The following is a 26,725-nucleotide window of genomic DNA, read 5'->3' as shown; positions in this document are numbered from 1 at the left end:
CCCGCGATCACCCGCCCGTACGAAGCACGTCCCGCTCCCACCGCGGCCCCCACCCACCACGACCGCGCCACCCTCAGCAAGGAGAAAGCGAATGCCTCCCGCAGCCCGCGTCGGAGACCCCACGGCCCACGGCGGTGTCATCGGCACCCCGCCGCCCGGCGCCGTCATGGTCCCCACCGTGCTCATCGGCGGCAAGCCGGCCGCGGTGACCGGAAGCCTGCACGCCTGTGCGGCGCACGCCTACCTCGGCCCGGGGAACGTGATCATGCCGAACCCGCGCGTCGCCGTGACCGGAGCGGTACTGATCGGCGGGCTGCCCGCGGCCTGCGCACGGGACCAGACGACCTGCGGGGCGCAGATCGTGACCGGTGCGTTCAACGTCGTCATCGGGGGGCCGGTGTGAGCGAGCAGTTCATCGGCCGGGGCTGGGGCTTCCCCCTCCGGGTGAGCCCGACCGGCGGCATCGGCATGGTCGAGCGCGACCGGGAGATCGAGGAGGCCATCCGGCTGGTCCTCGGCACCGCGCCGGGCGAGCGCCCGATGCGCCCCGAGTTCGGCTGCGGGATCCACGACTACGTCTTCGCGCCCGGCGACGGCGAGACCGCCGGCCGGATCGGCCACGAGGTCCGGATCGCGCTGGAACGCTGGGAGCCGAGGATCGAGGTGGAGGACGTGGTCGTCGCGTTCGACGCCGTCGACGAGGGCACCTTCTACATCGACGTCCGGTACACCGTGCGGTCCACCAACGACCTGCGGAACCTCGTCTTCCCCTTCTACTCCATCCCCTCCACCGAGGGCTCCGACGAGGCAGGAGGACGCTGATGGCCCTGCCCTCACCCCACCTGGACGACCGACGGTTCCAGCAACTGGTCGACGAGGCGAAGCGGTACGTGCAGCAGCGGACACCCGAGTGGACCGACCACAACGTGTCGGACCCCGGGGTCACCCTGATCGAGACCTTCGCGTACATGGTCGACCAGCTGCTCTACCGGCTGAACCGGGTGCCGGACAAGAACTACATGGCCTTCCTCGACCTGTTGGGCGTCACGCTCTTCCCGCCGACGGCGGCGACGGCGGAGGTCGACTTCTGGCTGTCCGCGCCCCAGCCCGACACGGTGATGCTGCGCGCGGGCATCGAGGTGGCGACCGTACGGAGCGAGACGGAGGACGCGGTGGTGTTCGGCACCGTCGCCGACCTGCCCATCGTGCCCAGCTCCCTCGTGCGCCTGGTGACCGCCTGGGCGGGCGGCGAGCAGACCGACCGGACGACCGCGCTCGGCGAGGGCCGGGACATCCCCTGCTTCCAGGCCTCCCCGGCCCCCGGCGACGCGCTGCTGTTCGGCCTGCCGACGGCCGTGCCGCACTGCATCGTCGCCGTCCGCCTCGACAGCCAGGTCGAGGGCGTCGGCGTCGACCCCCGGCAGCCGCCGCTCGTGTGGGAGGCCTGGGACGGCGCCCGCTGGGTGCGGTGCGAGACGGGCCCGGACACCACGGGCGGCCTCAACCGGCCGGGCGAGATCATCGTGTACGTACCGGCGGGGCACACCGCCTCCGTGGTCGCGGGCCACCGGGCCGGCTGGCTGCGCTGCCGGGTCATCGCCCCGGAGAAGGGCCAGCCGTTCTACTCGGAGTCGCCGACCGTCCGCGAGGCGGAGGTGTTCACCGTCGGCGGCACGATGACGGTGGAGCACGCGGAGGCCGTCCACGACACCCTGCTGGGCGCCTCCGACGGGGTGGCCGGCCAGCGGTTCCGGCTGCCCCGCCCGCCGCTCCTGCTCGACGGCGAACCGCCGGTGGTGGAGGTCTCCTCGGCCGACGGCTGGCAGACCTGGACCCCCGTCGCCCACTTCGGCGACTCGTCCCCGGCCGACCGGCACGTGGTCGTCGACGCCACGACGGGCGAGTTCACCTTCCCGCCCGCGCTGCGGGAACCGGACGGCACCCTGCGCACCTACGGCGCGGTCCCCGACCAGGGCGCGCAGGTGCGGGTCCCGCGCTACCGCACGGGCGGCGGCGCGGCCGGCAACGTGGCGCGCGGCGCGATCTCGGTGCTGCGCAGCTCCGTCCCGTACATCGCCCGGGTCGAGAACCGGGAGGCGGCGCGCGGCGGGGTGGACGGCGAGACCGTCGACAACGCGAAGGTACGGGCCCCGCACGTGCTGCGGGTACGGGACCGGGCGGTGACCGCCCAGGACTACGAGTTCATCGCCCGGGAGGCGGCCCCCTCGGTGAAGCGGGTCCGCTGCCTGCCGGCCGTGGCGGGGGAGGGCGGCGCGGTACGGGTGCTGATCGTCCCGGACGCGGTGGCGGACGAGGGCGACGACCGCCTCCGCTTCGAGCAGCTGATCCCGTCCGACCAGGTCCTGTCGGCGATCACGGCGACGCTGGACGAGCGCCGCCTGGTCGGCACGCGCCTGGTCGTGGAACCGCCGGCCTACCAGGGCGTCACGGTGGTCGCCCGGATGATCGCCGAGCCCCAGGACGTGGACCGGGTGCGGGAGGCCGCGCTGGACGCGCTGTTCCGCCACCTGAACCCGCTGCACGGCGGGGCGGACGGCAGGGGCTGGCCCTTCGGCAGGCCCGTCCAGTACGGCGAGGTCTTCGCGGTCCTCCAACGGGCCGCGCGCAACGCCCTGGTGGAGGAGGTCCGGCTCTTCCCGGCCGACCCGGTGACCGGCCGCCGGGGCACCCCGGTGGAGCGGATCGACGTGGCGCGCAACGCCCTGGTCTTCTCGTACCAGCACCAGGTGGTCGTGGCCCCCGGGGACCTGGGCGGCGGCGCGTGACCAGAGCGGCGATCCCCGGCCTGCCGAGCCGCCACCCGATCGGCGCCCTGCTGCCGGCCCTGTACGCGGACGACGACCTCGCGCAACGCTTCACGGCGGGCCTGGACACGGTCCTGGCCCCGGTCCTGTCGACGCTGGACAACCTCCCGGCGTACTTCGACCCGGCTCTGACACCCCCGGACTTCCTGCACTGGCTCGCGACCTGGGTCGGGGTGGACCTGGACGAGGAGTGGCCGGAGGAGCTGGCCCGCACGGTGGTGGCCCGGGCGATGGAACTCCACCGCTGGCGCGGCACCCGCCGAGGCCTGGTGGAGCGTCTGCGGCTCTGCCTGGGGGCGGAGGCGGAGATCGTCGACGGCGGTGGAGCGACCTGGTCGAACACCCCGGACTCGGAGCTCCCCCCGGCCCCGGCGGGCGAACTCCTGGTCAGGGCCTGGCCGACGGACTCCCGGACGATCACGGCACACCAGGTCCTGGAGGTGGTCATGTCCTCCTGCCCGGTCCACCTCACCTGCCGGGTGGAGATCCTCCCCGGCCCACCCGAGGAAGGGAGCTGACCCATGCGCACCTGCCCCGACTGCGGCACGGTGAACGGCGCGACGGACGACTTCTGCGGCAACTGCGGCGCGTACGTGGGCTGGTCGGACGAGCCGACGCCCAGCAGCCCCACGTCCCCCCGGAGGGAAACCCGCGAGGCCCCCTCCGAGCCTCCGTCCGAACGCGGCGACCACCGCCCACCACCCCCACCGGCCCCCCCGGAACTCCCCCCGAGCACCCCCCTCAACACCCTCCTGGCCGCGTCGCCGAACACACCGCTGAACGCCCCGCTGGACGCACCTCCGGACGTCCCTGCGGACCTCCGGAGGGAGCTCCCGGAGGAGGCGCAGCCGGGCTTCCTGAGGGGTTTGCTGAGGGGATTCACGTCGGAACTCCCCACGGACGCACTGCCGGACCTCCCGGCGAACGCACTGCCCGACGTCCGGGTCCCACTCCCGCAGGAGACGGAGCCGGACAACGCCGAGGAGGAGCCGGAGCGCAGGCGCGCCCACCCGCCCACGCCCCCACCGAGGCCGACGGCGCCCCCCACGCCCCCACCGACGCCCCCCACGCCCCGCACCCCCACGGCGCCACGCCCCCTGCCGCGACCGACGCCACAGCCGACGGCGGAAGACCCGGAGGAACGATCCCCGGTGGGGGCGGTGCAGCCGGCGAAACCGGTGGCGCAGCGCCCGAAGGTGCGGCCGACGGCGTCGGAGGAGCCGCAGGACGGCCTGCCGTGCCCGTCCTGCGGCACACGGAACGCCCGGGGCCGCCGCTTCTGCCGCCGGTGTGCGACCCCGCTCAGCCAGGCGGCGCCGGTGGCGCCCCTGCCCTGGTGGCGAACGGTGTGGCCGTTCCGCCGCAAGGTGCGGGCGGGCTCCGGGCAGTTCCTGCGCCGCCTGATCATCGTCCTGGTCCTCGTGGGCCTGGTGGTGGGCGGCTACTTCCTGATCCCGGCGGGCCGCTGGGTGTACGAGGACGTACGCGACAAGCTGGGCAAGGCGACCCCGACGACCCCGACGTCGGTCGCGGCCGACGCCTCGGCACCCGGCCACGGGGCGGCACTGGCGACGGACGGCCTGAGCAACACGTACTGGGGCGCGCCGGCACTCGACGACTCGATGACGTTCACCTTCCGCTCGCCGTTCCGCCTGGTGGCGGTGGTGATCCACACGGGCGTCTCGAAGAAACCGGAGACCTTCCGCAACCAGGCCCGCCCGACGAAGGCGGACCTGGTGGTGACGTCGTCGGACGGCAGGATCCACAGAAAGACCGTCACCCTGGCCGACAAACCAGGCCCCCAGACGATCCAGACGGGCTACAGCGACGTCGTCTCGATCCAACTCACCCCCCGCGAAACAGCGGGCTTCTCGAAGGGCCGCCACATAGCCGTCGCGGAGGTCGAGTTCTTCAAGAGAAGCTGATCGTCCAGTTCGCGCCCTTCGCAGACGTCTCCGGGTGGCCGACCCTGCGCTATGGGGGATCGAGAAGAGCGGCGACGTCGACTGGAGGGCGGCCGGTCGCGCTGCAGAGTAAGGCGAGACGTGGATACCGGGCAGACGCCGCGACGGCATCGGCCTCCCTGACTCCTATTTGGCAGGAATCGATCAAGTCCGGTGATGTTGTCAGCGCGCCCGATTAGTCTCGTCATCATGACGATCAACGGGGCGGGGCGGTACGACGGGGGAGCGGCCGCAACAGGCGGAATCCAGTGGCTGTTGCAGCCTCGAGGCATCCGGAAGGGCGGGCGCGCGCACTTCCGGCACACGGTCCAGGTAGGTGTGAAGCTCGCGGACTATGCGGACGTTCTGGGCGGGGAAGCGGCAAAGCTGACAGAGCTCTTCCCGGAGGGCACTGCCGCACGGTTCTGGGGTGCGACCCCTGCCGCGTCCGAGGGGAACGCCAAGGGGCGAGCGCTGCTGGGCTGCCGGGTCGGTGACGAAGTGCTCTTCTACAACCAGTGGAAGTTCATCGCGAGAGCCACGATCACGGCGAAGTTCTGGAACACGCATCTCGCCGAAGCGCTCTGGGGCAAGGACGAGGAGGACGGCGCCACCTGGGAGCACATGATCGCTCTCGGAGACGTGGTCGAATTCGACGTTGACGCGAGGCCTGCGCTGGCTGCCTTCGGGATCAACGGCGCGTTGCGTGGTCTGCGCCTGGAATCCGCCGAGAGGCGCCTCGCCTTCATCAACGAGCACGGTGCGCCGTGGTCCTCGCCGACCACGGCCGGCGTGGTGCCCGCACCCCGGAAGCCGAAGACCGAGCCGCAGTCCAAGCTGGAGAGGCAAGCGCTCCTCCATGCCTTCCGCACCCTGCGGACGCACACCGCGCAGGATGGCCCCTCCCCGCACAAGCCGCTGGCGCTGCTCTGGTCCATCGGCCGCGTGGCAGCCGGCGAGGAAAGGCTCGCGCCCTGGGACGTGTTCGAGCGCGAGGTCGGCGCTCTGCTCGCGGAGTTCGGAGGCGAAGGCTCCCAGGTGACTCCTCATTACCCGTTCTCCCGCCTGCGCAGCAGCGGCGTCTGGGAGGTGCACGGTGTCGCGGACGGCATCAAGGATCCGGGCCCCGGGGCTCTTCGCATGGCGGGAGCCAAGGCAGGGTTCGTGAGCGAAGCCGCACGCCGGCTGCGTAAGGCACGCATCCGGGCCGAGGCGGTCAAGGTGCTGAGTTCGATGTACTTCCCGACTGCGGTTCGACCACTCGTTCTTGATCGCGTCGGGCTGGGCGGCTATCTCAGCGCCAGCGGGCACATCGAGGAGCCCGTGGACGACACCACCGATGTGGCCGAAGGCGTCGCCGGACCGGTGAAGCGCCGCCTGACCAAGGGGATGCGCCCCGAACGGAACCCGGAGTTGATCAGGCAGGTCAAGCGGTGGCACCAGGACACCTGCCAGGTCTGCTCGGAGCCGTTGGAGGACCTCTTCGGCCACTACAGCGAAGCCGCCCACATCCAGGGCATCGGCAGTCCGCACGACGGTCCCGATCAGCTCAGCAACATGCTGTGTCTGTGCCCCAACCACCACAGGCAGTTCGATCGGCTCGCCATCTACATAGATCCGGAATGGAAGGTGCGCCGTACCAGGGACGACGAGTTCCTGTACGAGCTGCGATTCCACCCCCGGCATCGGATCGAACCGGAGCACGTCGAGTACCACAGGGTGCTCTGCGGAAAGAACGACTGAGCAAGGCCAGGGGCGCGCCGCCCCTGGCTCCCCGATGGCCGCCTCCGGCATGGCGGAAGTCAGCCAGAGATCTTCGGCCCCCTCCGTGATGCGGGGCCCGCTCTGGTCTGCCTGCAGGGGCAGCAGCCCTCGGCGGCCGCCCTCATGCTTCTCCGTCACCTGAACGAGCGTGGCGCGGACGCCCTGTTCGGCAAGGGCCGACGGCAGCGCCGGGTCCCATGGCGCCGGCCCTCCAGCCCGCCAAGAAGTGGGATTGCGAGGGCACGCGAAGCGGTCCTCGACCTGGTCCTTTCGGACCTGGGGTGGCATGCCCTGACGCGATGAATCCGGTCGCGCAGAGGCCCTGATCCTCCATCAAGCTCTACGCGGCGATGCGGCCGGCCGAAGCGGTCGGGCTCATAGAGAAGGACTGCTACCTGCCCGACACCGGATGGGGGCCCCATAGCGGAGTACGGCACGGCGAGGGATGGCCGACTCTTCGCGAACGAGCGCGGTGGTGTCCTCGGGACGTCCAGCTACTGGAGGGCCTGGCAGGAAGCTCGTCCTGTGGCTCTCCCACCAGACAAGGTCAATTCCCCACTGGCGCACGGGCCGTACGACTTGCGGCACACCTGCATCACAAATTGGTTGAATGCTGGTGTCCCGGTTGCTGAGGTGGCACGACGGGCGGGCAACTCACCCGAGGTTATCCACCGACGATATGAAGGGTGCATCGACGGGCACGAGCAGCTAAACAACCGCAAGATCGAGGAGTCCATGGACTGGTAGATGACCGCACCCGGGCGAAGTGCATAACGGGGTCCTGGTCTGGCTACGCTCGGCGGCTCTCATGATGTCTCATTGAGGATCGTGACGAGATCTGAAAGGGTGGGCACAATTCTTGTTCCAGCCTTGCCCGGGATTTTCGCCGCATTCAGGACGCTGGATGCGTGGCGCTCTGTCGCTACGACATCGCAATAGGGGGCAGCGATACTGAGTGCGTCGATATCGAAGATGTCGTTTACTTTCCAACTCTTGTCGCGATTCCTGTGTGCGGCAGTGGTGAGGGTGACGTCCACGTCCGCACTCGGCATTTTCGCCACAAAGTGTCGAGCGGACTCCCTGTTTGGGAAAGCGTCCTCGATCTGGATTCCTCGGGCCCCAAGAGACTCATTGAGGGCGTTGCGCAACTCAATCAGCAAGTAGCGTGCCGACACTACGTCGCGGAGGCGGCCCTTACGCCACCGAGGGTCGGCATCCAAGCGGCGTCCTTGATCGCGTTCCTGTTCCGCTCGTTTCTCGGCGGTCGTGCGGGCCACGGTTGGGTCCCATCCGCGGGCCTTCAGTGCAGGGACCTCTTCGTCTGAAGGACCACGCAGGATAGCTCTCTCTGCATACAGCTCGGCGTCCCTTTTCCAGGCGTCGAATGCTGAGGGGCCGCCGGGCCACTTTTGCCGAGTGGTTGCTGTGACGTCAGTGCCGTCAGAAGAACGGATCTGTAGCCCGCCGCGAATTCCCAGGGAGGGGCCCACGCCGAAGTTGAGCAGTGGAACGCGCTGCATCTGTGGCCCCCGGACTTGCGGGTAGTCCTGCAGGGCCTCTTCCAGCTCGAATCGCATAATGATGGTTCGCGAAAGGATTGTTCTGAAACCTGACAGCTCCTCCATGACCATCGCGATGTCGGCCCGCTGCCTGGGGTCCTTGATGTTGGACATCTCCATGTAGTGGGTCGACGACAGCGGGAAGACGGTGGTACCTGAAGTCGCGGCAGCGCGCACCACTTTGAGTGCCTCGCGGTATCGGTCCCCGTCCTTGTGGCCCGTGGCGGCCTTGGCGAGGCTGATCCAGTGGTTCAGGTCGAGGTAGACCAACCGAAGCCCCGCCTCCGGCCTGCCAAGCCATCGGGGCCACACGTACGGTTCAACCTGCTGGTGCGCCATGGGGAGATCCTGACCCTTCATGGGCAACTCTGTCACCGGGGTTCGGCATTGACGCAGATGCGTGGCATGGGCCGGCTGCGCGGCGAGCGTGATCCACGCACCACTCACGCACGACCAGTGCCAGACAACGACAAAGGGCCGGACTCAGTGAGATTGAGTCCGGCCCTTCATCTTCGGCACTTCAGCAGGTCAGCGGGTTGATCACGCTGTCTGAGCTGGAGTGCCCCCGGCAGGATTCGAACCTGCGCACACGGCTCCGGAGGCCCCGTGCGTCCCACGAGTCTCCGCAGGTCAGCGACCTACGAGTGGCATTCCAAGCCCTGTCGGTCCACGAATAGGCCGCACCTCGCGGCAGGCGTTGTAGGACGTCACCCGGTGGTGACGTGGGCACAGGGGCCGCGCTGCTGATACCCACCGGGTACGTCGGCTCCTATGGCTGCCCAGAATCCCTTGGAATCGCGTAGGTGCCCACCCAGGGTGTGCCATGACAAGCCTGGAAGCTCGATCCGCAGCGCGGCGAGGCCGGCGGAAGCCAGACCGCATCTCTGATACTCCGGCAGCGTGTAGGGCTGCTCGACCCACCCAAGCCGACAGCGCTGGCAGACCTGATAGTCGACGCTGAACGCGAAGTCACCATCCAGGTTGGCTGCCCGCTGACGCCAGTCGTCGCCCCGCTCAGCGGAGATCGTGTCCTGCCATGGGGTGTCTAACTCTGGAACGCTCGTCCATCCACTCCGCCGCCCAAGCCGGCCGCGGCTCACCCGCCGCAACATCTTGCGCCAGTGCCTCTGCCCAGACACCCGCCCTACTTCGTTCGCCTGACCAGCCAAGCGCTTCGCTGCTTCCCTGTCGTCATCGCTCGTCATGGTGCTCATCGTTCCCCGCCCCGGCGGACGAGGAGCTCAGTTTGCCGACGAAGGCTGGGAAGTTCCTCGGGCACACCCAGTTTGAGGATCCCTCGGTAAGTCCGATCGAGCGTGGCCCGGCAGGGTTCCTGATGGATCGGGGGTACGTGCTGAGGCGGGCATGGGTGCTGCGTCCGGTGCCTCGATGACACGTGTGTATGTCAGCCTGACCAAGATCACTGCGGCGCCGGCGCAGGGTAGAAGCTCTCCCGGATCAAACCCTGTCATACAGGCTGGTCATCGACTGATCGCGCGGTACCGTGATGGGTCGGTCATTGTGCGTAAGGGGGAGGGGAACGTTGCCGCAGCCCAACAACCGCAGTAAGGCCATCCGGCCGGCCGCATACACCGCACTGGTCGAGGCGTTGACCACGATCTACTGGAACAAGGACCCTTTTGAGCTGTACGTCCGGGCAATGCTGAAGGACCACAGCGAGCTCCTGGCGCAGCTGAGCTTCCCGTCGTCCACGAAACGGGAAGTCTCCGGTCAGTTGGTCAACCTGCTACAAGCCAATGAAGCCCGGTACCTCGACCTGACAGTCGCCCTCATGCTCGATATCGCCGACCTGGAGACCTTCCCTAACCTGGCTTCTCAGCAAGATGCGGAGGAGAAGGTTGCCAAAGCTACTGCGGCTGTAGCGGAGTTGAGGCGTTGGACTGCGAAGCAGCGTGAGGTCATCGCGGAGCATGAGGCACACGCGGTCGCCATCGCGGAGAGCGCCAAGCAGGCCCAGGACGGTCGAGCGTTTGCCCAGGCTCATGAGGAGCTGAAGCAACGGTTCATCGTGATGCACTCGGCTGCCAACCCGCAGCAGCGGGGGAGGGACTTCGAGGACTTCCTCAATGAGCTCTTCGCCCTGTACGACCTGGAGCCGCGGGCGGCATACAGCTTGGAGCATGAGCAGATCGATGGTGCCTTCTCCTTCGACACTGACCACTACGTCCTCGAAGCCAAGTGGTGGAAGGAGGCCATCGGGCGCCGCGAGCTGGACGTCTTCAAAAGCAACATTGAGCGCAAGGGCAAGAACACCCTGGGCCTCTACGTCAGCATGAGTAACTTCACTTCGGACGCCCTGGCTGTCTACAGCCTCAGTACGCCGTTCATCACGATGGATGGGGGCGACTTCATGGCTGTGCTTGACCAACGCGTTCGCCTGGACGAGCTGATGCGCCGCAAGAAGCGGCACGCGAGCGAGACAGGGCACTGCTTCCTACCCGTCTCCAAGATGCTCTCTGAGTCGGACTGAGCATTCTGCATCTTGCCGGGCCGGACGGCACCAGGAGCAGGTGGCAGCACTGCCCTTCATCCGCTTGTGTTGTCCGGTCGCTGGCCTGGGACGCGACTCACCGCCCAGTGTCGATTGCCTAAATGTCACACGGATGGCTGCGTAAGAGCTTCACGCAGCCTTCTGGGCCCTCCTCCACAGGGAGGCGACCCTTCCTTGGACGGCGAATGGTCCGGCCACCACCGCTCTAGGAGTTCGATCGGACGGGTCTTCCGGGGCAGGCTCAAGGGTGCTGCTCTGCTGCCCCGACCGCCTGGCAGCGACCTCCCAGCCGTCATCCCAGCTCAGCGAGCCTGCGTGCTGCGACGGCTGCCGACGGGCGCTACCACCTCGGTGGCCCTCCAGTGACCGTGGCTGACCGCTCGACCTGGCACAGATCTGGCACGCGCGGCACCACCAGATAGGAACGCAATGTACGGCTGACTGCCCCTCAATGCGACGTGCTCGCGGGGTAGCCGCTGGAGCTACTCTGCTGAGGCGTCCTGTTCCGTTCTCCTCTCGCCGCGGTGAGGCGTCGGCAACACTGAGTGGATGGACTGGCTTACACCTCTCACAGGGTTGGTGGGCGTACTCGTGGGCGCCGCAACTTCATACCTCTCGACTCATCAGGCACAGAAGCAACAGCTTGAGGACGCCCGCCTAGTGCGAGAGGAGACGGGGCGGATTGCCACCGTCGCAGCGAACGCCCATGCACTCACTGCGCTTTTAGGCCACGTGCGAAAGATGCCGCCTGACTCTGCATTGAATGACTACGCCTCGGCTGAGTACGACCAGCTCCTCGCCGCTGAACAATCTTGGGCGCAGGAACTGCTGGAATATCTGGAGCCAGCGCGCGTTGCCGCGCTCGAAGTGCGAGATGAGCAATTACGAACGTTGCTCACCGATGGTCTGGGTTGGATTCATGATTGGGAGTGGGTCGAGCTCGGCCCCTACCGACGAAGTCGCGAGTGGCTCATGCAGGGGACGATCCATCACTTGCTTGAGTGCGTGTTCGCTTGGCGTCGTTGCGACGTGGCACTACCGGAGCCAAATGGCCGCTACCTGCGCTACAAGGAGGCGTGGGAGTACGCGGAAGAGGTGCGCCGTATTTCATTTGAGGAAGCGGCTGAAGGGCGGCGCAACCGGTAGCAGCGACAGGGGCAGACTCGCACAGCGCTGCGGGCGCGAGTACGTCCGCCGTCTTCACCGGCCGCCCCTGGAGCTGGCGGGTTCCCCGCAGCTGGCACGCGGAAGAGGTTCTGCACCGCAGCGTCGAACTACGCGTTTCGTTCGAGGAAGAGGGGGATGCCGACTTCCTTGAGTTCGTCTTCGTGGGTGAGTGTGAAGGAGCAGGTGGGGCAGTGGTACAGCTCTGCCTGATCAGTGCTGATCATGCTGCCAGGGTGGTCAGGGCACTCGCCGCCGATGAATTCCCAGACGCTGGGGTCGTCGCAGCCGCAGAAGTCCTGCACTGTGCGCCCGTATACGTTCGCGAGCTTCTCGCACGCATGACACTCCACCCAGTACAAGAAGTCTTCGCACTGGTTTGGGCGGAAGACGGTGTGGCCCTTGCGGCTCAGGATGCTGGGCAAAGCCTCCCGTAGGACTTCGTGTTCCTCGCAGGCATCAGCGAAGGCCTTGTAGACCGAGGAGGAGACAAGGGCTTTCACAACGACAGCATCATGTGCCCGAACGTACACAGCGGGGCTTTGCCCGTTCATTTGATCAGAGCTAGGGGCGAGCGGGAGGATGCAGTGTGCTTCGAGTAGTGCGGTCGTCTGGTCCTGGGCGCGCATTCCGGTGGTCTGGAGCGCGGTCCACAAGGCGGTGCGGCCAGAGGCCTGACCGGCGGCCAGCTGCTCTTCGCTGGATCGATTGGCGGACCCGAAATTAACCGTGTCCTGGGCGACGATAGCTGCGGTGGTCACTGCGCGGCGGGCATGTTCCATTTCCTGTTGTGCAAGCGATTCGGCAGCGGCTTCCAGAGTGGGTATCGGTGCGACCGGGGTGGGCATCGCAGTTACCCTGGCCAGGTCGTTAAATACTGTCTCGTAGTCACCCCAGAAGGCGGCAGGCGGAATCTCGAGTTCAGCGCGGACAGCTTCGGCTACGGCAATGCCGGCGGTGACGGCCTGCTTCGTGACCTTCGTGTTGTACCACGCCAAGTGAGTTAGTCCATTACGGGACTGTACGAGCGGGTCGAACTGCTGCTTGGTGATCGGCATTCGCCCTTGCATAAAGATTGTGGCGTCCTTGAAGGCGCGTTCCATGCTGATGGTGCGCGCCTCGGTCAATGGCTTGACGCCGTCCTTGTCATCCAGGCCAAGAGCGCGGAATCGCAGCGCCTGGTCCGTCTGACTGTCGGCCACCAGCAGGGGACTGCGGTGCGCCAGGAGGGCCTTGAGGGCGTGCTCGCATCCCAGCCCAGCATGGAAGACGGCGAAACGGCGGTTGCCCGTTCGCCAGGAATCAAGTGCGGAGCGCATGAGTTCGCTAGCCATGTCGGCGAAGGTCTGCTCGTTCAAGGGTGTTTCTCTCCTGTGAGACCCGTGTTGCTACGTCGGGGACCGCCGGCCAGCATTCAGGGGACGTCTGCTTCGCTGCATGGTCGGAGGGAAATCCGCGCTCTGAGCTTGGGAATCACCGATCGCCCCTGCGCTCATAAGCTTTCGATTAGGTCAAACGCCCTCTTGGACGCACCCCTCCAGAGGTGGGAATGTCCGGCGTTGGTCGGTGTTCGCCGACCGATCTGGAAAGTGACTGGCAAGGCGTACTCAGTCGCTGGTTGCTTGCCGCCATATGCGCATGCAGGTGGGCGAGTCTCTGAGGACTCCCACCTGGGCACCAAATGACCTGCCGTCGGAATGGGTAAAGGTGAAATCGAAGGTCTTGTTCGCCGCATCAGTTTCCGAGCGAGACAGAGTGAGGGTTTCAGCCTCAACCTCGTATTGGGCGGCGATGCGCCTCTTCGCCTCCGCAGCGGCGGTGTCTTCAGGGATCATGTCGCCCCAGTGATCCCCCTGCGAACGGCCTCGAAACTTACCGTAGAGGGATCTGATGGCCGCTGTGACTGCTACAGCCTCCACTCCACCGAGGCCGCCAGCACCCATCTCCAGGACGAATTCGGCGAACGTTGAGGAGGCACCCCAGTTAGTGATCCCGTGCCGCACGCTGATGTGGCTCATGAGCGGGTACTCGGCATCGGGAAGCCACGTCAAAGCCTGAAGTTCCTTGATCACTTCTTCGGTAGCCATCTCGAAGCTGTCGACACTGAGGATCCAGACTTCATCGGGCTCTGACGTGGGGTGATCCATCAGCTTGACGATGAATGTTGCTGTGATGTGTTCCATGACCCCGCCCCTTGGATGCGCCGCTGTTCGCAGAACGGTAGCGGGACCACGCGGTCGGTGGAGCGGCTTTGGGCTGGAGCTGCTTTGGGGCGAGTGATCATGGCCCCGTAAGCTTCCGGCGCGTCGGGCAGTCTGCGGACCTGCCCGGTAAAGCACGACGTTGGGGCCATGATCTTAGAGGCTCGCCCCAAAGTGGCTGCCTAAAGCCGTGGAGCCGACCGCCCCAGCCACAGAGGGGTTCACCACCCATCAACCCGAGCCGTCAGGCGTGCGGCCGGCGGCCGGGCCGGAGCGGGGCGAAGACAGGAGCGGCGGCCCGGACGACGGGCCGCACGCGCCGCGCCGTGCGCGGCGAGTGCCTTGAACCAGTAGAGAAAATTTGAATCACGCTCTGTGTCTCAGGTGATCATTGAGGCTCGCTCGCCCGGTCCCTGCCGGACCGGTGGTGTAGAACCCTGGGTATGGGGAGTGAGCGGCAGCAGCGGATGAAGGTGCTCGGGATGCGCCTTCGGGGGCTGCGTACCGGGGTTGGCATGACAGGTGCCGTGCTGGCGCAGCGGGCTGGGGTTGGGCAGCCGACCGTGTCCAAGGTCGAGAACGGGCGCATGGTTCCGAGCCTCGATGTGCTGGACCGGTTGTGCGGCGCTCTTGGCCTTGATGATGCGACCGCCCGCGAAGTGCGTGACCTCCTGGTTGCGGTCGAAGCCGCCGCGGACTCCTCGGATCGGGCAGCCGGCGATGCCTCGCAGTCCGGCGCGATCGTCGATGAAGCTGTGCGGTCCGCTCGCTTGGTGCGGTCGTTTCAGTGTGTGGTTCTGCCGGCCATGCTCCAGAGCGCGGAGTACGCCCGTCACGTCTTCGCCAGTGCACCCGATGCGGCGCCGGACGCAGTTGGCCGTGCTGTCGCCGATCGTGTCGAACGTCAGAGCCTGTTGTACGAGCCGGGGCGCGAGTCGGTCTTCGTGATCACGGAAGCCGTCCTGCGGACGTGGCCGGGGAGCCCGGAGCTGATGCTTGCTCAGCTCGACCGACTTCTGGCCGTCGAAAGCCTGAGTACGGTCCGCCTCGGGGTCATCCCTTGGTGCCGGCCGGTGCCGCTTCTGCCGCGGCACGGATTCACTCTGTGCGATCAGCGATCCGTGGTGATCGAGACGTTCGACAGTGAGCGCGTCTCGGGCGAGCCTGGCGAGGTGGCCGAGTACGAAGAGACGTTCGGCCGCTTCGAGCACGCGGCCGTCTTCGGCGGTGAGGCGAGGGAACTCCTGTTGCGGGTGATGAAGGACTTCCGCGATCTGGGGCGCCTATCTCATCCGTAGAGGAATAATTCCTCAAGATGCCTGGATCGACTCGCCGGGCAGGAATACTCTTTCCTTGTGATGTCTAGCCCCCTAGACGCCGACAAGGAGTCTTCCATGCGTACCGAGTGGTGCCGTGCCTTCCCTGGTGTAGCCGGAGAAGTGGCCCAAGCCCGTCACTTCGTCGCCTCCCTCGTCGCCGGCCACGCCTCCGTCGACGATGCCGTCCTGGTCGTAAGTGAGCTGGCGACCAATGCCGTACGGCACTCGCTGAGCGGAGCGCTCGGCGGGTGGTTCCTCGTGGTCGTCGGCTTCGAGGACGATCTCGTGCGGATCGAAGTGATCGACCAGGGCGGCGACCGCGAGCCGCATCTCTGTGACGTGACCGACCAAGAGGAGGGCGGCCGCGGCCTCCTGCTGATCGCGGGTTGCGCCAAGGACTGGGGAGTGGAGAACTGGCCCGACAGGCGCTCCGTCTGGGCCGACCTGGCGCGGGAGGGTGTGTGATCCCGCGACGCTCGACCAGGGTCGGCGGTCGCGGTACGGGTGGCCGTAGATGAGCCCTCGGGGTGTACCTCGGAGGCGGAGCCTGTTCTACGTGGTCGGTGTTCGTACGGGACGGCGCCTCCCGCCCCTTCCGTCTAGGGCCCTAGACTCCTGGCTACTGCTTGGAGGTGAGGTCATGTCGGACGAGTTGCGACGGATCATGTCGATCGATGATCCGTACCTGCTCCTGCGCGAGGTCACGACACGGTTGGCCGACGCGCAGCAAGAGGTGACGGAGCTGGCTCGCCTCCGCCGGCGAGTGGTGCAGGACCTCCACGCTCAAGGGCTGTCGTACGCGCAGATCGCCACCAAGGCCGGACTGAGCCGCGGGCGGATCCACCAGATCCGGCACACCGGGCCTGCCCCTGAAGGGGCCTTCCTCGGCCGGGGTGCCGTCACCATCGCCACCCCGCTGCGGCGAGACGACGAACGGGGTCGGACGGTCGTCGCCGTGGATGACGTCAGTTCCGGCAAGAGGCTGGAGGACCTGGCCCGGTCGTACGGGATCGACGTCACCTCGGAGCACGTACCGGTGAGCGGGGCGATCGACCTCGACCGTGACGGCCTGGTCGTCGTCTGCGGACCGCGCATGTCCCAGGAAATGTGGGACACGTACGCGCAGGACCCGGTGCTGAGCTGGGAGGAAGCCGAAGACGGGCCCTGGACGGTGGTGGACCGTCGGACCGGCACTGTGTACCGGTCGGGGCAGGACAGCGACCCGGCCCAGCCGTACGACGTCGGATACCTCGGCAGGCTGTCACGCCCTGACGGCGAAGGCTCGCTGCTCGCCATCGCCGGCATCCACACACAAGGCTCCCTTGGCGTCGTGCAGCTGCTCGCCAACGACCTGAACACGCTGTGGGGGCAGGTGGGCGATCACCGCTTCTCCACGCTCGTAGGTGTCGAGTACGACCCTGACACCAGCGAACCTTTGTCCGCGGAACTGCTCTGCCCGCTCTACCGGCACGACGAGGAGACGACGGCGTGAGGGTTGCCCTCGCCACGCTGCCCGCCGACCCGGAACGCGAGAACGAGGACTTCGCCGCCGCCGCTCCCGGAGCCGCCGTGCTCCTCGACGGCGCCGGCGTAGGCGAGGCCGAGACCGGGTGCCGGCATGGTGTCGCCTGGTTCTCCGGGACGCTGGGCAGCCTGCTGCTCCGCAGCATCACGGCGGAGCCTGCCCGGCCGCTGGCCGATTGTCTGGCCGACTCGATCGGCGTCGTCCGGTCCCTGCACGCAGACAGTTGCGATCTGGCGCACCCGGCCAGTCCGACCAGTACGGTCGTCGCCGCGCGAATCGCCGGGGAAGTCCTGGAGTACCTCGTCCTCGGTGACTCCTCCCTTCTTCTCGGCCACAGCGACGGGGGAGTGAGGGTGGTGACAGACCGTCGCCTGGACGAGGTCGGCAAGCGGCTGCGCGGCCCGGTCGACCAGTTGCCCACCGGCTCACCCGCGCACTCCGCCGCGCTCGCCGAGTACCGCGACGTCCTGACCGGCCTCCGCAACCGGCCGGACGGCTTCTGGATCGCCGGCCCCGACCCGGAGGCAGCCGCACACGCCTTCACCGGGGTGGTGTCAGTGGCCTCCCTGGCCTCCGCCACCCTGCTGAGCGACGGCGCCACGCGTTTGGTCGACCGCTTCGAACTCGCCGACTGGCGAGAGACGTTGACCCTCGTGGCATCATCCGGTCCGGATGAGCTGATCCGCCGTGTGCGTGAGGCCGAGGACGGTGACCCTGAGGGTCGGCGCTGGCCGCGCGGCAAGGCGCACGACGACGCGACCGTCCTGTACTGGGCCCTGCCGTAGCGACTCGCGCCAGCTCTGAACCGTCGTCGTATACCCCCCTAGACAGTTGATGGGTCGTCGGCTACCTTTACCGTCAACCCCCCTAGACAGTCGGGGCGGTTTACTCCCTTTGCTGTCTAGGGGGGGTATCCAGATCGGATGGCGCCGGACTGCAAAGGTGCCAACAGCCAAGCGAGGTACAGACAATGCGAGTTATTCCCGTGGACACCTCAGCCGCGACGCTGCTCGTCACGAAGCTGCCCGAGGTCAAGGTGAGGGACCGGCAGGCCGGCGAGGTTGCCGTCGACCCCCGTGACCAACCAGCGGCTCATGGTCCTGGAACTGGTCTTCATCGCGGCCGGCGGCTCGGACATGGTCAAGGTCACCGTTCCCGAACAGGGCATCGGCGAGGGCCTGGTCATGGGTGCCCCGGTCGTCCTGTCGGGCCTGGTCGCACGGCCCTGGGACAGCGAGTTCGGCGGGCGCACCCGTCACGGCATCGCCTACCGGGCGGACGCGGTCATGGTCAACGCCTCGGCCTCGGTCCAGGGTTGATCGCTATGTCCGACACAATCCGGGTGCTGCTCCCTGCCCTGGCGGTCGCGGTCGTGCTGCTGGTGGTTCGCCGACGGGTGCCGGTCCTGTTCTGGTGGCTCGTCGGGTACCCGGTCGTCGCGTTACGGGTGCTCGTCTCGTACCGGACGACGATGGACGCCTGCGGCCTGACGGTTCCGGCCTCTGCCATCCGCCGGGCCACGGCCCGAATGGTGGGTCGGCAGGCGGCTCCCGTACCGCCTCGCCGGTCGTTACCGCGGCCGACCGGGTCCGGGCTCGTGATGCGGCTGCGCATGGCGGCCGGGCAGGCACCCGAGGACTTCGCCGCCTCGGCCGACCGGCTACGGCACGCCTGGGGTGCTCATGCCGTCCACGTGCGGCCCACGAAGCCGGGGCGCCTCGAACTGCGGCTGGTCGGCTGGGACGTGCTCGCCGAGGTACGGCCCGCTCGGCGTCACCTGGTGACCGATCCGCTCCGCCTGCCGCTGGCCCTGCGGGAGGACGGCCAGTGGCACGTACGAGACTTCCGGACGGTGCCTCACGAGCTGATTCTGGGTGCCACACAGTCTGGCAAATCCGTCTACCTGCGCAACCTGGTGTGCGGCCTGGCCCGGCAGCCGGTCGTGCTCGTCGGCATCGACTGCAAATGGGGCGTCGAGCTGGCGCCGTTCGCGGCCCGGTTGTCCGCGCTCGCCGACACTCCGGACCGGGCGAACGATCTCCTCGACGTGCTGCTGGACGAGATGGAGGCTCGCTTCCGGCTCATCGGCCTCGGCGGCGGGGTCGGTCCGGATGCCGTGCTCACCTCGGACGTGTGGGGGCTGCCGGAAGCTGTACGGCCGGTGCCGGTGGTGGTCGTCGTGGACGAGGTCGCGGAACTCTTTCTTGCCGCCAACAAGGACGACGAAAAGCGGAGGGACGCCATGGTCACCAAGCTCATCCGCCTCGCCCAGCTCGGCCGCGCCGCCGGCATCTACCTGGAGGTGTGTGGGCAGCGCTTCGGCTCCGAACTCGGCAAAGGCGCCACCATGCTGCGTGCCCAGCTGACCGGCCGCGTCTGCCACCGGGTCAACGACGAGTCCTCGGCGAACATGGCGCTGGCCGACATCTCTCCCGAAGCCGCACTGGCCGCCACGTCCATCCCGGCCGAACGACCCGGCGTCGCGATCGTCGGCGATTCCTCCGGCGGCTGGTCCCGCGTGCGCTCACCTCGTCTCACCCTGGACGACGCGGCGGCCGTCTGCCGTGCCACATCCGACCTTGCACCGGAACTGCCCCGACTCGACTCCTTCCGGCCCGTCGTCGCCGCAGAGTCCGCCGGGCCGTCCTCTCCGGCCTCCACCGCGCCCGCCGCTCGCCCGGTGACCGAGTAGCCGCGTCACTCCCGCACGGCCGGGGTGACCGCCTCGCGCCATGTCCGTACCCCGCCCATGCCTGAAACCGGAAGGAATCCGAGCCGATGCGAGTCTCCTTGGCCCGTGTGGACCCCGTGATCGTGCAAGCCGTCATCGCGGGTGCGCTCTCCTTCTCCCACCTGCACGACCTCGCTGCCGCGGCCGGGCAGAGCGGGTGGAAGGCGTGGGCCTATCCCGTCAGCGTCGACCTGCTGCTGGTCGCGGCCTGGCGTCGGATGCGCCAAGCGCAGCGGGCCGGGCAGGCTGCCGGGGTACCGCGGCTGTGGTTCCTGGTAGCCCTGGCGGCGTCGCTCGGTGCCAACGTCGCCACCGCCGGCCTCCTCGACCTGGAGCACGTTCCCGACTCACTCCGCGTCGTGGTCGCGGGCTGGCCTGCTGTCGCCTTCTTCGGCGGCACGCTCCTGGCCCACGCGCCGCGCGGCGAGAAGACGGCCGCGATTCCGTCCATGGCGGCGGCGGACGCGGCTTTGGAGCCGAGCCCCGACCCGGCCGCCGTCGACGCACCCGACCGGGACGCACTTGCGGCAGCGTCCGCCGAATCCGAGGCCGCCCCCAAGCCGGCCACCGCCGTACAGGTCAGCTCCCCGCCCCCGGCTCCCGCCGTCGCCCTGCCGCCCGCCCTCGTCGACCGCGTCCGGGCCCTGGCCGAGGAACACCGCTCGGCCACCGGCCGCCCCGCCGACCCCGATGCCTTACGAGCCCGTCTCGGCCTGCCCCCGTCCATGACCGCGTCCGTAGCCGCCCACATCTGAGAGGAGCACCACCATGCACCGGCGCTTCCGCAACGTCCGCCGGATCGGCCCCGTGAACGTCGCCTCCTACGTTGAGCGCGGCAGGAACCGCCACCTGGCCGCCTGCACCGCACCCCGCTGCGACTTCTCCGCCGAGTACGACAGCCGTGCCGCCGCCGAGCTGGCCGCTCGCACCCACCGCTGCTCCGCCTGACAGGAGATCACCGCCATGAACGTTCCGCTGTGGCTCGCCCTGCTCTGTGTCGGGGTCCTGGGCATCAAGCTCATCCGCCCGCCCTGGTGGCTCGTCGCTGCCCTGCTGCTCGGCGGCTACCTCCTCGCAGACAGCCTGTTCGCCCCCCTCGTCAACTCCCTCGTCAAGTAGCCGTGGAAGGAGCCCCGTTCATGTTCCGTCCGAAGGTCCCGACCATGCCCCAGCCGACCGGCCTGGTCTCCCCCCTCACCGCCCCCGTCGAGCCAACCGGCGTCGTCCCGGCCGCCCGAGCTCAGCCGACTCCGGTGCCCGCGGGCCGCCTGGCCGGCCGATTCACCCCCGGTGCTGCGCTCGCTGTCGTCGGCGCCGGCACCGCCGCGGTCCTGGTGGTCGGCGTCGTGCTGGTCTCCATGCTCCTCGCCGTTGCTGTCACGGCCGCCTCCGTAGCCGTCTGCGCCGTCGTCACTCGTTCCGTTCTCCACCACCAGCGCTGATTCTCCGGCTCTGTCCGTCCGGTCCGCCCTCACTGTCTAGCCCCCTCGACAGGTGAGGGTCCGGACGTCCCATCCCGAACAGCCGACCACGTCAGGAGGAACCCGCACATGCGTCCCACGGCTCCGACCGGAGCCATCCACCAGCTGGCAAGCCTCGCCCGGCACGGTGATCTCGGCGGCTACGCCCGGCAGATCCAGCGCCTCGGCGGCTGCGAGAGGCCGGTACGGATGGAGGGCCACCGGCTCGACGTCCAGACCGCCACGGGTGAGATCGTCCGTGAGATCACCGGTCGTGGCCTTCCCGCCGGTCAGCTCCTCATCCGCTGCAACAACCGCCGGGTCACCCGGTGCGCCTCCTGCGCCGAGACGTACCGCAGGGACACGTTCCACCTCGTCACCGCCGGGCTGAGCGGCGGCAAGGGCATCGGTCCGGCCGTCTCCGGTCACCCACGTGTCTTCGCCACCTTCACCGCCCCTTCCTTCGGTCCCGTCCACAACCGGCCCGCCGGTGGCCGGTGCCGCTGCGGCCGATTCCACCCGGAGGGGGATGCCGTGCTGGGTACCCCGCTCGACCCGGAGCGGTACGACTACCGCGCCGCCGTCCTGTGGAACGCGCACGCCGGTGCGCTCTGGAGCCGGTTCGCCACCTACCTGCGCCAGCAGCTCGCCTCCCGCGCCGGCGTCGCCCGCTCCGCGTTACGCGACTGCCTCAAGGTCTCGTACGCCAAGGTCGCCGAGTATCAGCGGCGAGGTGCCGTCCACTTCCACGCCGTGATCCGCCTGGACGGCCCGGACGGCGCCGAGGACGCCCCACCGGCCTGGGCGACGGCCGGACTCCTCACCGACGCGATCCGCTCGGCGGCCCGCCTCGCCGAGGCTCCCGGCCCGGTCCTCGATGGCCGTCCGCACGCTTTTCGGTTCGGCGAACAGCTCGACATCCGGCCCATCCGCTCCGCCGACTTCACGGGCACCTCGGAACTCTCCAGCCGTGCCGTCGCCGCGTACATTGCCAAGTACGCCACCAAGGGCGCCGAGACCGCCGGAACCCTGGGCCGCCCCACCGCAACCCGGTCACGGACCTGATCGGCACCAAGGTCACCGACCACGCCCGCCGGATGATCCTCACCTGTTGGCGCCTCGGCGGGCGTCCCGAGCTGGAAGACCTGCGTCTGCGCAGGTGGGCCCACATGCTCGGCTTCCGCGGCCACTTCTCCACCAAGTCTCGCGCCTACTCCGTCACCCTCGGCGCCCTCCGCAAGGAACGCGCCGACCACAACGAAGCGCTCACGCGCGAACGTGCCGCCGAGGCGGGCCACCCGCTGCCCGACCCGGACACCGTCCTGGTCCTCTCCCACTGGCGCTTCGCCGGCACTGGCTGGACGTCCGCGGAGCACCTCCTAGCCCATGGCATGCAACGTCTCGCGAACGCGTCGTACGACCACTCGAAAGGAGCCCCGCTGTGGACCGTCGGCGTGACGAACTCATGACCGTGCCGCAGATCCTCGCCGAGCTGGGCGGGGTGTCCCGGCGAACCTTCTACCGCTGGCGCGAGCTGGGTCAGGGGCCGGCCGCGTTCAAGCTCCCCAATGGAGAGCTCCGAGTCTGGCGGAGCGACTTCGCCTCGTGGCTTCGGCGGCTGGAGGTGGCGGCGTGAAGTCCCTCACGGTGAAGGTGTGGGGTGTCCGCAAGCGTGATACCAAGACACCTTCGTACGGTGTCCGCTGGTCAGTCGCGGGGGACGTCTTCTCGGATTCCTTCCGCACCAAGGCGCTTGCCGATCACTACCGTACGAAGCTCATGCGCGCGATGAGGGATGGCGAGGAGTTCGACACGGAGTCCGGTCTCCCGGGGTCGATGGAGGACAAGAAGTCGGTCGTATCGTGGTACGACTTCGCTCTTAGGTACCTCGCGATGAAGTGGCCACATGCCGCCCCCAATACGCGCGACGGCATCAACGAATCGCTCACTGCGTGACAGTGGAACTTCTCACTGAGCACCCTGGCCGACCGGCTGATGAGCTGATCCGTCGAGCGCTGCGCAACTGGGCCTTCGTGATGCCGGGCCCAGATGGTCGAGAGGTACCCGACGAAGTGCGCAACGTCCTTCACTGGGTGTCCAAGGCTTCCCGGCCGCTCGCCGATCTGGCCGAACCCGCCATCGCCCGGGCGGTGCTCGACGCTCTGAAACTCAAGCTCGACGGAACTGCGGCGGCAGCGGAAACCGTGAGGCGCAAGCGTCGAACGCTTGTGAATGCAGCGAGCTACGCGGTGGACCTTGGGGAGCTGCGTGAGAATCCGATCGCGGCCATTCGCTGGCAGAAGCCGAAGGTGTCCAACCAGGTCGACCCTCGAGTTGTCGCCAATCCCGAGCAGGCTCGCAACCTCCTGGCGGCTGTCTCATACGTGGGTGGGTATCAGCGTGCCCGTGGTCGTCGACTCGTCGGCTTCTTTGCCGCCATGTACTTCGGTGGCCTTCGGCCGGCTGAAGCGGTCGGCCTGGTCGAAACCGACTTGGTTCTTCCCGGGCGAGGTTGGGGCTCCGCTGTGCTTCATCGGACACGCCCCTCCGTGGGTCGGCGGTGGACCGACTCGGGGGAGACCCACGATGACCGCGGGTTGAAGAATCGACCGACCGAGGACGTCCGCCGGGTGCCAATCCCGCCCCACCTCGTCGCCGTCTTACGCGAGCATCTGAGCACCTTCGGAACGGCGGCCGACGGGCGCCTGTTCTTCAGCGAGAAGGGCTCTGTGGTTCCGTCTTCCACCTACTACCGTGTGTGGCAGGAAGCCCGGTTCCTCGCGCTTCCGCCGGCCACCGCGGCCTCTCCGCTTGCGAGCCGGCCGTACGACCTTCGCCACTCGGCGCTGTCGACTTGGCTCAACGCGGGCGTCGATCCCACCGAGGTGGCCGAGCGCGCCGGCAACAGCGTCGAGGTGCTGCTGACCCGCTACGCGAAGTGCCTCGATGGTCGTCAGGACGTCGCCAACCGGCGCATCGAGGAACTACTCCGCGAATACGAGTAAGCCGTTCCGTCCCATCACTAAGGCCCCAGGCATATCGTCTGGGGCCTTCTTCGCTGCGAGCCTTAGCTGCGGTGATGCTTCCTCACTTGCGCGGGCAGTTGCGCTTGTCATGCCCGCGGTAGTCACACACGCTGCACTTCCCAGCGTTGGGGGAGACGTCGCACGACCGCCTGTCGTGCCCTCCCTCGCCGCACCAAGAGCAAGTGCGGGTCCCGCTCGCGCTCATCCATATCCTCCGTATGCTCCGTCGCTGGCCGCCGTCGCGAGGGAGTCTAACGATGCGAACCTTGCCAGTTCGGCGTTTGGTCAGACGAACAGGCATAGGCCGCAAGCGAGTTGCCGACGCACGCGTGTCCGTACGCCGGTCTCCTCCGCTCCGCCTGAGATCCTTTCCTCGCAGGAGTGGCCTTTTGCGGAGCGACGGCATTGCCTGCATCGACGGCATCCATGACGTCCCTGCTCGCTGGCCGCATGGCGATGTTAGGCAGTCGCCACCTCCGCGTTCTCACCTGCGGCGATGCATCAAGATCCCGTCCACGTCTCGTCCACAGACCTCGACATACGGCCGCTCAGCGCTGCACCCGCCTGCACACACAACAAGACCCCGCATTCAGCGTTTCCGCTGATCACGGGGTCTTTTGGCACTTCCTGCGAAGTGCCCCCGGCAGGATTCGAACCTGCGCACACGGCTCCGGAGGCCGTTGCTCTATCCCCTGAGCTACGGGGGCGTCCGCCGCGTTCGGCGGCGACGGGTAGAACCCTACCAGCATCCGAGCCGTGGCTGTGAACAGGTATTTCCGTGGCGTCACCGGGCCCTCGTTCCCCCTCACGGGTCGGAAGTGGGCAAAACCCGGACGCAGCCACTCCCCGCGACCTACTCTCGTGGTGTGTCAGGCATGTCCGGTCGGGTGCTCGTTGTCGATGACAACCGGGTGATCCGGCAGTTGATCAGGGTCAATCTCGAGCTTGAGGGCTTCGAGGTCGTGACCGCGGCCGATGGTGCCGAGTGTCTGGATGTCGTGCATCAGGTCCAGCCTGATGTCGTCACCCTCGACGTCGTCATGCCCCGGCTGGACGGGTTGCGTACCGCCGAGAGACTGCGGTCCGATCCGCGTACCCGTCATCTGCCGGTCGCCATCGTCAGTGCCTGCACCCAGTACGAGACGGACAGCGGCGTCGCCGTCGGCGTCGACGCGTTCCTCGCCAAGCCCTTCGAACCGGCCGAGCTCGTACGCGTCGTACGCAAGCTCATGCACCGCGACGGGCGGGAGCCCGGGCAGCGGCGTGGCGGACAGGAGGGGCCGTCGGGGGTCGATGGCAGACACGGGGTCGGACGCGCCGGCACCTGCCCTTAGGTCGTGTCCGGAAAGTCTGGCCTGGCTCGCGACGCCCTGCGGGCTGACCGCCATACTTTCCGGGCACTCCCCAGTGGCCGCGGTGACCGCATCGCGAAACCGGTTCGCGTTCCGACCCCCCTTCTCCCCTACGCTTGTCCCGTGACCCCCGCGGACCTCTCCCTCACCGTGCTGCGCGCCGTGCGCAGCGCGGTCGATGACGGTGCGCTGACGGTCGCCGGCGACCAGGTGCCCGACGTCGTCCGGGTCGAGCGGCCTCGCCCCGGCGGCCTTGGTGACTACGCCAGCAACGTCGCCCTCACCCTCGCCCGCGCCGCCCACCGGCCGCCCCTCGACGTCGCCGCGATCCTCCGCGACCGGCTCCACCCGAGCCCCGGGATCGCCGCCGTCGACATCACCGGGCCCGGTTTCCTCAACTTCACCCTGCGCCGCGACGCCCGGCACGACCTCGTGCGCGAGATCCTTCGGCGCGGCGACCGGTACGGCCGCCTGGCGCCCACCGGTGACGTCGCCCAGCCCGTCCACCGCGCCGACGTCCGGGCCGCCGTCACCGCCGACGCCGTGCGGCGCATCCTGGTGAGCCAGGGGTACGCCGTGCGCACCGCGTGCGAGGACGCCGCCGACCCCGCCTGGGCCGACCTCGGCGTACGGATCGAGGCACAGGACGCCCGGGGCCGCCTGGCCACCGACATCGCCCCGCTCCCCGTCCCGTACACCGCCACCGAACTCCTCCGGCGTTTCGGGCGCGACGCCGCCCGCTGGGGGCTGCTCTGCGCCGCCGCACACGATCGGGCCCCCCTCGACGACCTGCTCCTGCGGCAGCACGAGAGCAACCCCCTCTTCCGCGTCCGGTACGCCCACGCCCGCGCGCGCGGCCTGACCCGGAACGCCGCGCGGTTGGGGTTCGGAAGCCGGCCGCCGCAACCCCGCGCCCACCAGGCCGAAGCCCCCACCGCGACGCCGGCCGACTACCCGGCCGGGCCCCCGCCCGAGCTCCCGGCCCAGACGCCCCCCGCTCCCCAGGCCGAGGCCCCGGCCGGCCCCTCGGTCGACCCCGCTCCCCAGCCCCCGGCCGACACCCCGCCCCACCCCCTCGGCGACCCCCTCCTCCGTGCCCTCGGCGATCACCCCGCCGTGCTCGCGGTCGCCGCCCGCCATCGCGCCCCCGACCGGGTCGCCCGGCACCTCGAAGTCGTCGCCGACGCGCTGCTCGACTTCCAGCACACCGTCCTGCCCCTCGGCGACGAGAAACCCTCGGCCGCCCACCGTTCCCGGCTCGCGCTCGCCGAAGCCGCCGGGGTGGTGCTCGCCGGTGGCCTCTCCCTGCTCGGCATCAGCGCACCCGACCAGATTTGAAAGATG

The 26,725-nt window shown here is 68.4% G+C and carries 24 protein-coding genes, 1 tRNA gene and 4 pseudogenes; 24 read left to right on the top strand and 5 right to left on the bottom strand.

The features are described from left to right. The first annotated feature begins 91 nt into the window (after window positions 1-91). The 7 genes and pseudogenes from ACIPPS_RS01935 to ACIPPS_RS01905 form a co-directional block, all read left to right on the top strand. On the top strand, window positions 92-403 hold the full coding sequence (locus ACIPPS_RS01935) for a PAAR domain-containing protein (RefSeq protein ID WP_401425642.1): 312 nt from the start codon (window positions 92-94) through the stop codon (window positions 401-403). After that, window positions 400-822: a GPW/gp25 family protein gene (locus tag ACIPPS_RS01930; protein WP_401425639.1), complete on the top strand. Its 423-nt coding sequence runs from the start codon at window positions 400-402 to the stop codon at window positions 820-822. Before ACIPPS_RS01935 ends, ACIPPS_RS01930 begins: the two co-directional genes overlap by 4 nt. Further along, window positions 822-2,786: a putative baseplate assembly protein gene (locus tag ACIPPS_RS01925; protein ID WP_401425636.1), complete on the top strand. Its 1,965-nt coding sequence runs from the start codon at window positions 822-824 to the stop codon at window positions 2,784-2,786. The genes ACIPPS_RS01930 and ACIPPS_RS01925 overlap by 1 nt, the downstream gene beginning before the upstream one ends. Beyond that, window positions 2,783-3,343 (top strand): phage tail protein I, encoded by a 561-nt coding sequence (locus tag ACIPPS_RS01920; protein ID WP_401425634.1) that lies wholly within the window; start codon window positions 2,783-2,785, stop codon window positions 3,341-3,343. The genes ACIPPS_RS01925 and ACIPPS_RS01920 overlap by 4 nt, the downstream gene beginning before the upstream one ends. 633 nt (window positions 3,344-3,976) lie before the next feature. Then, window positions 3,977-4,750 carry an NADase-type glycan-binding domain-containing protein gene (locus ACIPPS_RS01915; protein WP_401425632.1) on the top strand — a complete coding sequence of 258 codons (774 nt, stop codon included), beginning with the start codon at window positions 3,977-3,979 and terminating at the stop codon, window positions 4,748-4,750. 228 nt (window positions 4,751-4,978) lie between these two features. Beyond that, the gene (locus ACIPPS_RS01910; RefSeq protein ID WP_401425630.1) at window positions 4,979-6,511 is read left to right on the top strand and encodes an HNH endonuclease; all 1,533 of its coding nucleotides are present in this window, start codon (window positions 4,979-4,981) and stop codon (window positions 6,509-6,511) included. Between the two features lie 356 nt (window positions 6,512-6,867). Beyond that, window positions 6,868-7,279 (top strand): annotated as a pseudogene (locus tag ACIPPS_RS01905) (site-specific integrase); the annotation flags it as partial. A gap of 59 nt (window positions 7,280-7,338) precedes the next feature. Here ACIPPS_RS01905 and ACIPPS_RS01900 read toward each other — a convergent pair. Both ACIPPS_RS01900 and ACIPPS_RS01895 read right to left on the bottom strand, forming a co-directional pair. Continuing rightward, window positions 7,339-8,430, bottom strand: coding sequence for a hypothetical protein (locus tag ACIPPS_RS01900; protein ID WP_401425628.1), 1,092 nt, complete (start codon window positions 8,428-8,430; stop codon window positions 7,339-7,341). A gap of 368 nt (window positions 8,431-8,798) precedes the next feature. Further along, on the bottom strand, window positions 8,799-9,296 hold the full coding sequence (locus ACIPPS_RS01895; RefSeq protein WP_401425626.1) for a hypothetical protein: 498 nt from the start codon (window positions 9,294-9,296) through the stop codon (window positions 8,799-8,801). A gap of 338 nt (window positions 9,297-9,634) precedes the next feature. On the opposite strand from ACIPPS_RS01895, the gene ACIPPS_RS01890 reads away from it, so the two are divergent. Both ACIPPS_RS01890 and ACIPPS_RS01885 read left to right on the top strand, forming a co-directional pair. After that, window positions 9,635-10,582, top strand: coding sequence for a restriction endonuclease (locus ACIPPS_RS01890; protein ID WP_401425623.1), 948 nt, complete (start codon window positions 9,635-9,637; stop codon window positions 10,580-10,582). Between the two features lie 570 nt (window positions 10,583-11,152). After that, window positions 11,153-11,749, top strand: coding sequence for a hypothetical protein (locus tag ACIPPS_RS01885; protein ID WP_401425621.1), 597 nt, complete (start codon window positions 11,153-11,155; stop codon window positions 11,747-11,749). 128 nt (window positions 11,750-11,877) lie between these two features. On the opposite strand, the gene ACIPPS_RS01880 is transcribed toward ACIPPS_RS01885, so the two are convergent. Further along, window positions 11,878-13,125 (bottom strand): hypothetical protein, encoded by a 1,248-nt coding sequence (locus ACIPPS_RS01880; protein WP_401425618.1) that lies wholly within the window; start codon window positions 13,123-13,125, stop codon window positions 11,878-11,880. Between the two features lie 249 nt (window positions 13,126-13,374). Next, window positions 13,375-13,950, bottom strand: a complete 576-nt coding sequence (locus ACIPPS_RS01875) for a hypothetical protein (RefSeq protein WP_401425616.1) — start codon at window positions 13,948-13,950, stop codon at window positions 13,375-13,377. A 461-nt stretch (window positions 13,951-14,411) separates the two neighbouring features. On the opposite strand from ACIPPS_RS01875, the gene ACIPPS_RS01870 reads away from it, so the two are divergent. From ACIPPS_RS01870 to ACIPPS_RS01810, 13 genes and pseudogenes are all read left to right on the top strand, one after another. Then, window positions 14,412-15,266 (top strand): helix-turn-helix domain-containing protein, encoded by an 855-nt coding sequence (locus tag ACIPPS_RS01870; protein WP_401425614.1) that lies wholly within the window; start codon window positions 14,412-14,414, stop codon window positions 15,264-15,266. 96 nt (window positions 15,267-15,362) lie between these two features. Continuing rightward, window positions 15,363-15,752, top strand: a complete 390-nt coding sequence (locus ACIPPS_RS01865) for an ATP-binding protein (RefSeq protein ID WP_401425611.1) — start codon at window positions 15,363-15,365, stop codon at window positions 15,750-15,752. A 175-nt stretch (window positions 15,753-15,927) separates the two neighbouring features. Continuing rightward, window positions 15,928-16,779 (top strand): sigma-70 family RNA polymerase sigma factor, encoded by an 852-nt coding sequence (locus tag ACIPPS_RS01860; protein ID WP_401425609.1) that lies wholly within the window; start codon window positions 15,928-15,930, stop codon window positions 16,777-16,779. Beyond that, window positions 16,776-17,597: an integrase gene (locus ACIPPS_RS01855; protein ID WP_401425607.1), complete on the top strand. Its 822-nt coding sequence runs from the start codon at window positions 16,776-16,778 to the stop codon at window positions 17,595-17,597. The genes ACIPPS_RS01860 and ACIPPS_RS01855 overlap by 4 nt, the downstream gene beginning before the upstream one ends. 185 nt (window positions 17,598-17,782) lie before the next feature. Continuing rightward, window positions 17,783-18,131: pseudogene (locus ACIPPS_RS01850) on the top strand (hypothetical protein). 5 nt (window positions 18,132-18,136) lie between these two features. Next, window positions 18,137-19,504, top strand: a complete 1,368-nt coding sequence (locus ACIPPS_RS01845; RefSeq protein WP_401425605.1) for an FtsK/SpoIIIE domain-containing protein — start codon at window positions 18,137-18,139, stop codon at window positions 19,502-19,504. 86 nt (window positions 19,505-19,590) lie between these two features. Then, entirely contained in the window at window positions 19,591-20,298 is a 708-nt protein-coding gene (locus ACIPPS_RS01840; RefSeq protein ID WP_401425603.1) for a DUF2637 domain-containing protein, read from the top strand. Window positions 20,299-20,311: 13 nt separating this feature from the next. Continuing rightward, window positions 20,312-20,491, top strand: a complete 180-nt coding sequence (locus ACIPPS_RS01835; protein WP_401425601.1) for a mobile element transfer protein — start codon at window positions 20,312-20,314, stop codon at window positions 20,489-20,491. A 15-nt stretch (window positions 20,492-20,506) separates the two neighbouring features. Next, the gene (locus ACIPPS_RS01830) at window positions 20,507-20,662 is read left to right on the top strand and encodes a hypothetical protein (RefSeq protein ID WP_401425599.1); all 156 of its coding nucleotides are present in this window, start codon (window positions 20,507-20,509) and stop codon (window positions 20,660-20,662) included. Window positions 20,663-20,682: 20 nt separating this feature from the next. Further along, entirely contained in the window at window positions 20,683-20,985 is a 303-nt protein-coding gene (locus ACIPPS_RS01825) for a SpdD-like protein (RefSeq protein ID WP_401425597.1), read from the top strand. 108 nt (window positions 20,986-21,093) lie between these two features. Then, a pseudogene (locus tag ACIPPS_RS01820) lies at window positions 21,094-22,472 on the top strand (replication initiator). Further along, a complete protein-coding gene (locus ACIPPS_RS01815) occupies window positions 22,469-22,639 on the top strand; it encodes a helix-turn-helix transcriptional regulator (protein ID WP_401427154.1) in 171 nt (56 codons plus the stop codon). Before ACIPPS_RS01820 ends, ACIPPS_RS01815 begins: the two are co-directional and overlap by 4 nt. Further along, window positions 22,636-24,008: pseudogene (locus tag ACIPPS_RS01810) on the top strand (tyrosine-type recombinase/integrase). The gene ACIPPS_RS01815 and the pseudogene ACIPPS_RS01810 overlap by 4 nt, the downstream one beginning before the upstream one ends. Window positions 24,009-24,664: 656 nt before the next feature. Here ACIPPS_RS01810 and ACIPPS_RS01805 read toward each other — a convergent pair. Then, a tRNA-Arg gene (locus ACIPPS_RS01805) sits at window positions 24,665-24,736 on the bottom strand. A 168-nt stretch (window positions 24,737-24,904) separates the two neighbouring features. On the opposite strand from ACIPPS_RS01805, the gene ACIPPS_RS01800 reads away from it, so the two are divergent. Further along, entirely contained in the window at window positions 24,905-25,363 is a 459-nt protein-coding gene (locus ACIPPS_RS01800) for a response regulator (protein ID WP_401427152.1), read from the top strand. 141 nt (window positions 25,364-25,504) lie between these two features. Continuing rightward, window positions 25,505-26,719, top strand: coding sequence for an ArgS-related anticodon-binding protein NrtL (gene nrtL / locus ACIPPS_RS01795; protein WP_401425595.1), 1,215 nt, complete (start codon window positions 25,505-25,507; stop codon window positions 26,717-26,719). Window positions 26,720-26,725: the final 6 nt, after the last annotated feature.

It is taken from the genome of Streptomyces sp. NPDC090127, assembly GCF_044746945.1.
Taxonomy (GTDB): Bacteria; Actinomycetota; Actinomycetes; order Streptomycetales; family Streptomycetaceae; genus Streptomyces.
The sequence above is the reverse complement of the archived record's forward strand: the minus strand, read 5'-3'. Positions and strand labels throughout refer to the sequence as shown.

Bases quoted from the DNA above. Each gene is read 5' to 3' on its own strand.
- ACIPPS_RS01935 (WP_401425642.1), top strand. From the start codon at position 92: ATGCCTCCCGCAGCCCGCGTCGGAGACCCCACGGCCCACGGCGGTGTC.
- ACIPPS_RS01925 (WP_401425636.1), top strand. From the start codon at position 822: ATGGCCCTGCCCTCACCCCACCTGGACGACCGACGGTTCCAGCAACTG.
- ACIPPS_RS01910 (WP_401425630.1), top strand. From the start codon at position 4,979: ATGACGATCAACGGGGCGGGGCGGTACGACGGGGGAGCGGCCGCAACA.
- ACIPPS_RS01900 (WP_401425628.1), bottom strand. From the start codon at position 8,430: ATGGCGCACCAGCAGGTTGAACCGTACGTGTGGCCCCGATGGCTTGGC.
- ACIPPS_RS01895 (WP_401425626.1), bottom strand. From the start codon at position 9,296: ATGACGAGCGATGACGACAGGGAAGCAGCGAAGCGCTTGGCTGGTCAG.
- ACIPPS_RS01885 (WP_401425621.1), top strand. From the start codon at position 11,153: ATGGACTGGCTTACACCTCTCACAGGGTTGGTGGGCGTACTCGTGGGC.
- ACIPPS_RS01875 (WP_401425616.1), bottom strand. From the start codon at position 13,950: ATGGAACACATCACAGCAACATTCATCGTCAAGCTGATGGATCACCCC.
- ACIPPS_RS01870 (WP_401425614.1), top strand. From the start codon at position 14,412: ATGGGGAGTGAGCGGCAGCAGCGGATGAAGGTGCTCGGGATGCGCCTT.
- ACIPPS_RS01865 (WP_401425611.1), top strand. From the start codon at position 15,363: ATGCGTACCGAGTGGTGCCGTGCCTTCCCTGGTGTAGCCGGAGAAGTG.
- ACIPPS_RS01860 (WP_401425609.1), top strand. From the start codon at position 15,928: ATGTCGGACGAGTTGCGACGGATCATGTCGATCGATGATCCGTACCTG.
- ACIPPS_RS01845 (WP_401425605.1), top strand. From the start codon at position 18,137: ATGTCCGACACAATCCGGGTGCTGCTCCCTGCCCTGGCGGTCGCGGTC.
- ACIPPS_RS01840 (WP_401425603.1), top strand. From the start codon at position 19,591: ATGCGAGTCTCCTTGGCCCGTGTGGACCCCGTGATCGTGCAAGCCGTC.
- ACIPPS_RS01835 (WP_401425601.1), top strand. From the start codon at position 20,312: ATGCACCGGCGCTTCCGCAACGTCCGCCGGATCGGCCCCGTGAACGTC.
- ACIPPS_RS01830 (WP_401425599.1), top strand. From the start codon at position 20,507: ATGAACGTTCCGCTGTGGCTCGCCCTGCTCTGTGTCGGGGTCCTGGGC.
- ACIPPS_RS01825 (WP_401425597.1), top strand. From the start codon at position 20,683: ATGTTCCGTCCGAAGGTCCCGACCATGCCCCAGCCGACCGGCCTGGTC.
- ACIPPS_RS01815 (WP_401427154.1), top strand. From the start codon at position 22,469: ATGACCGTGCCGCAGATCCTCGCCGAGCTGGGCGGGGTGTCCCGGCGA.
- ACIPPS_RS01800 (WP_401427152.1), top strand. From the start codon at position 24,905: ATGTCCGGTCGGGTGCTCGTTGTCGATGACAACCGGGTGATCCGGCAG.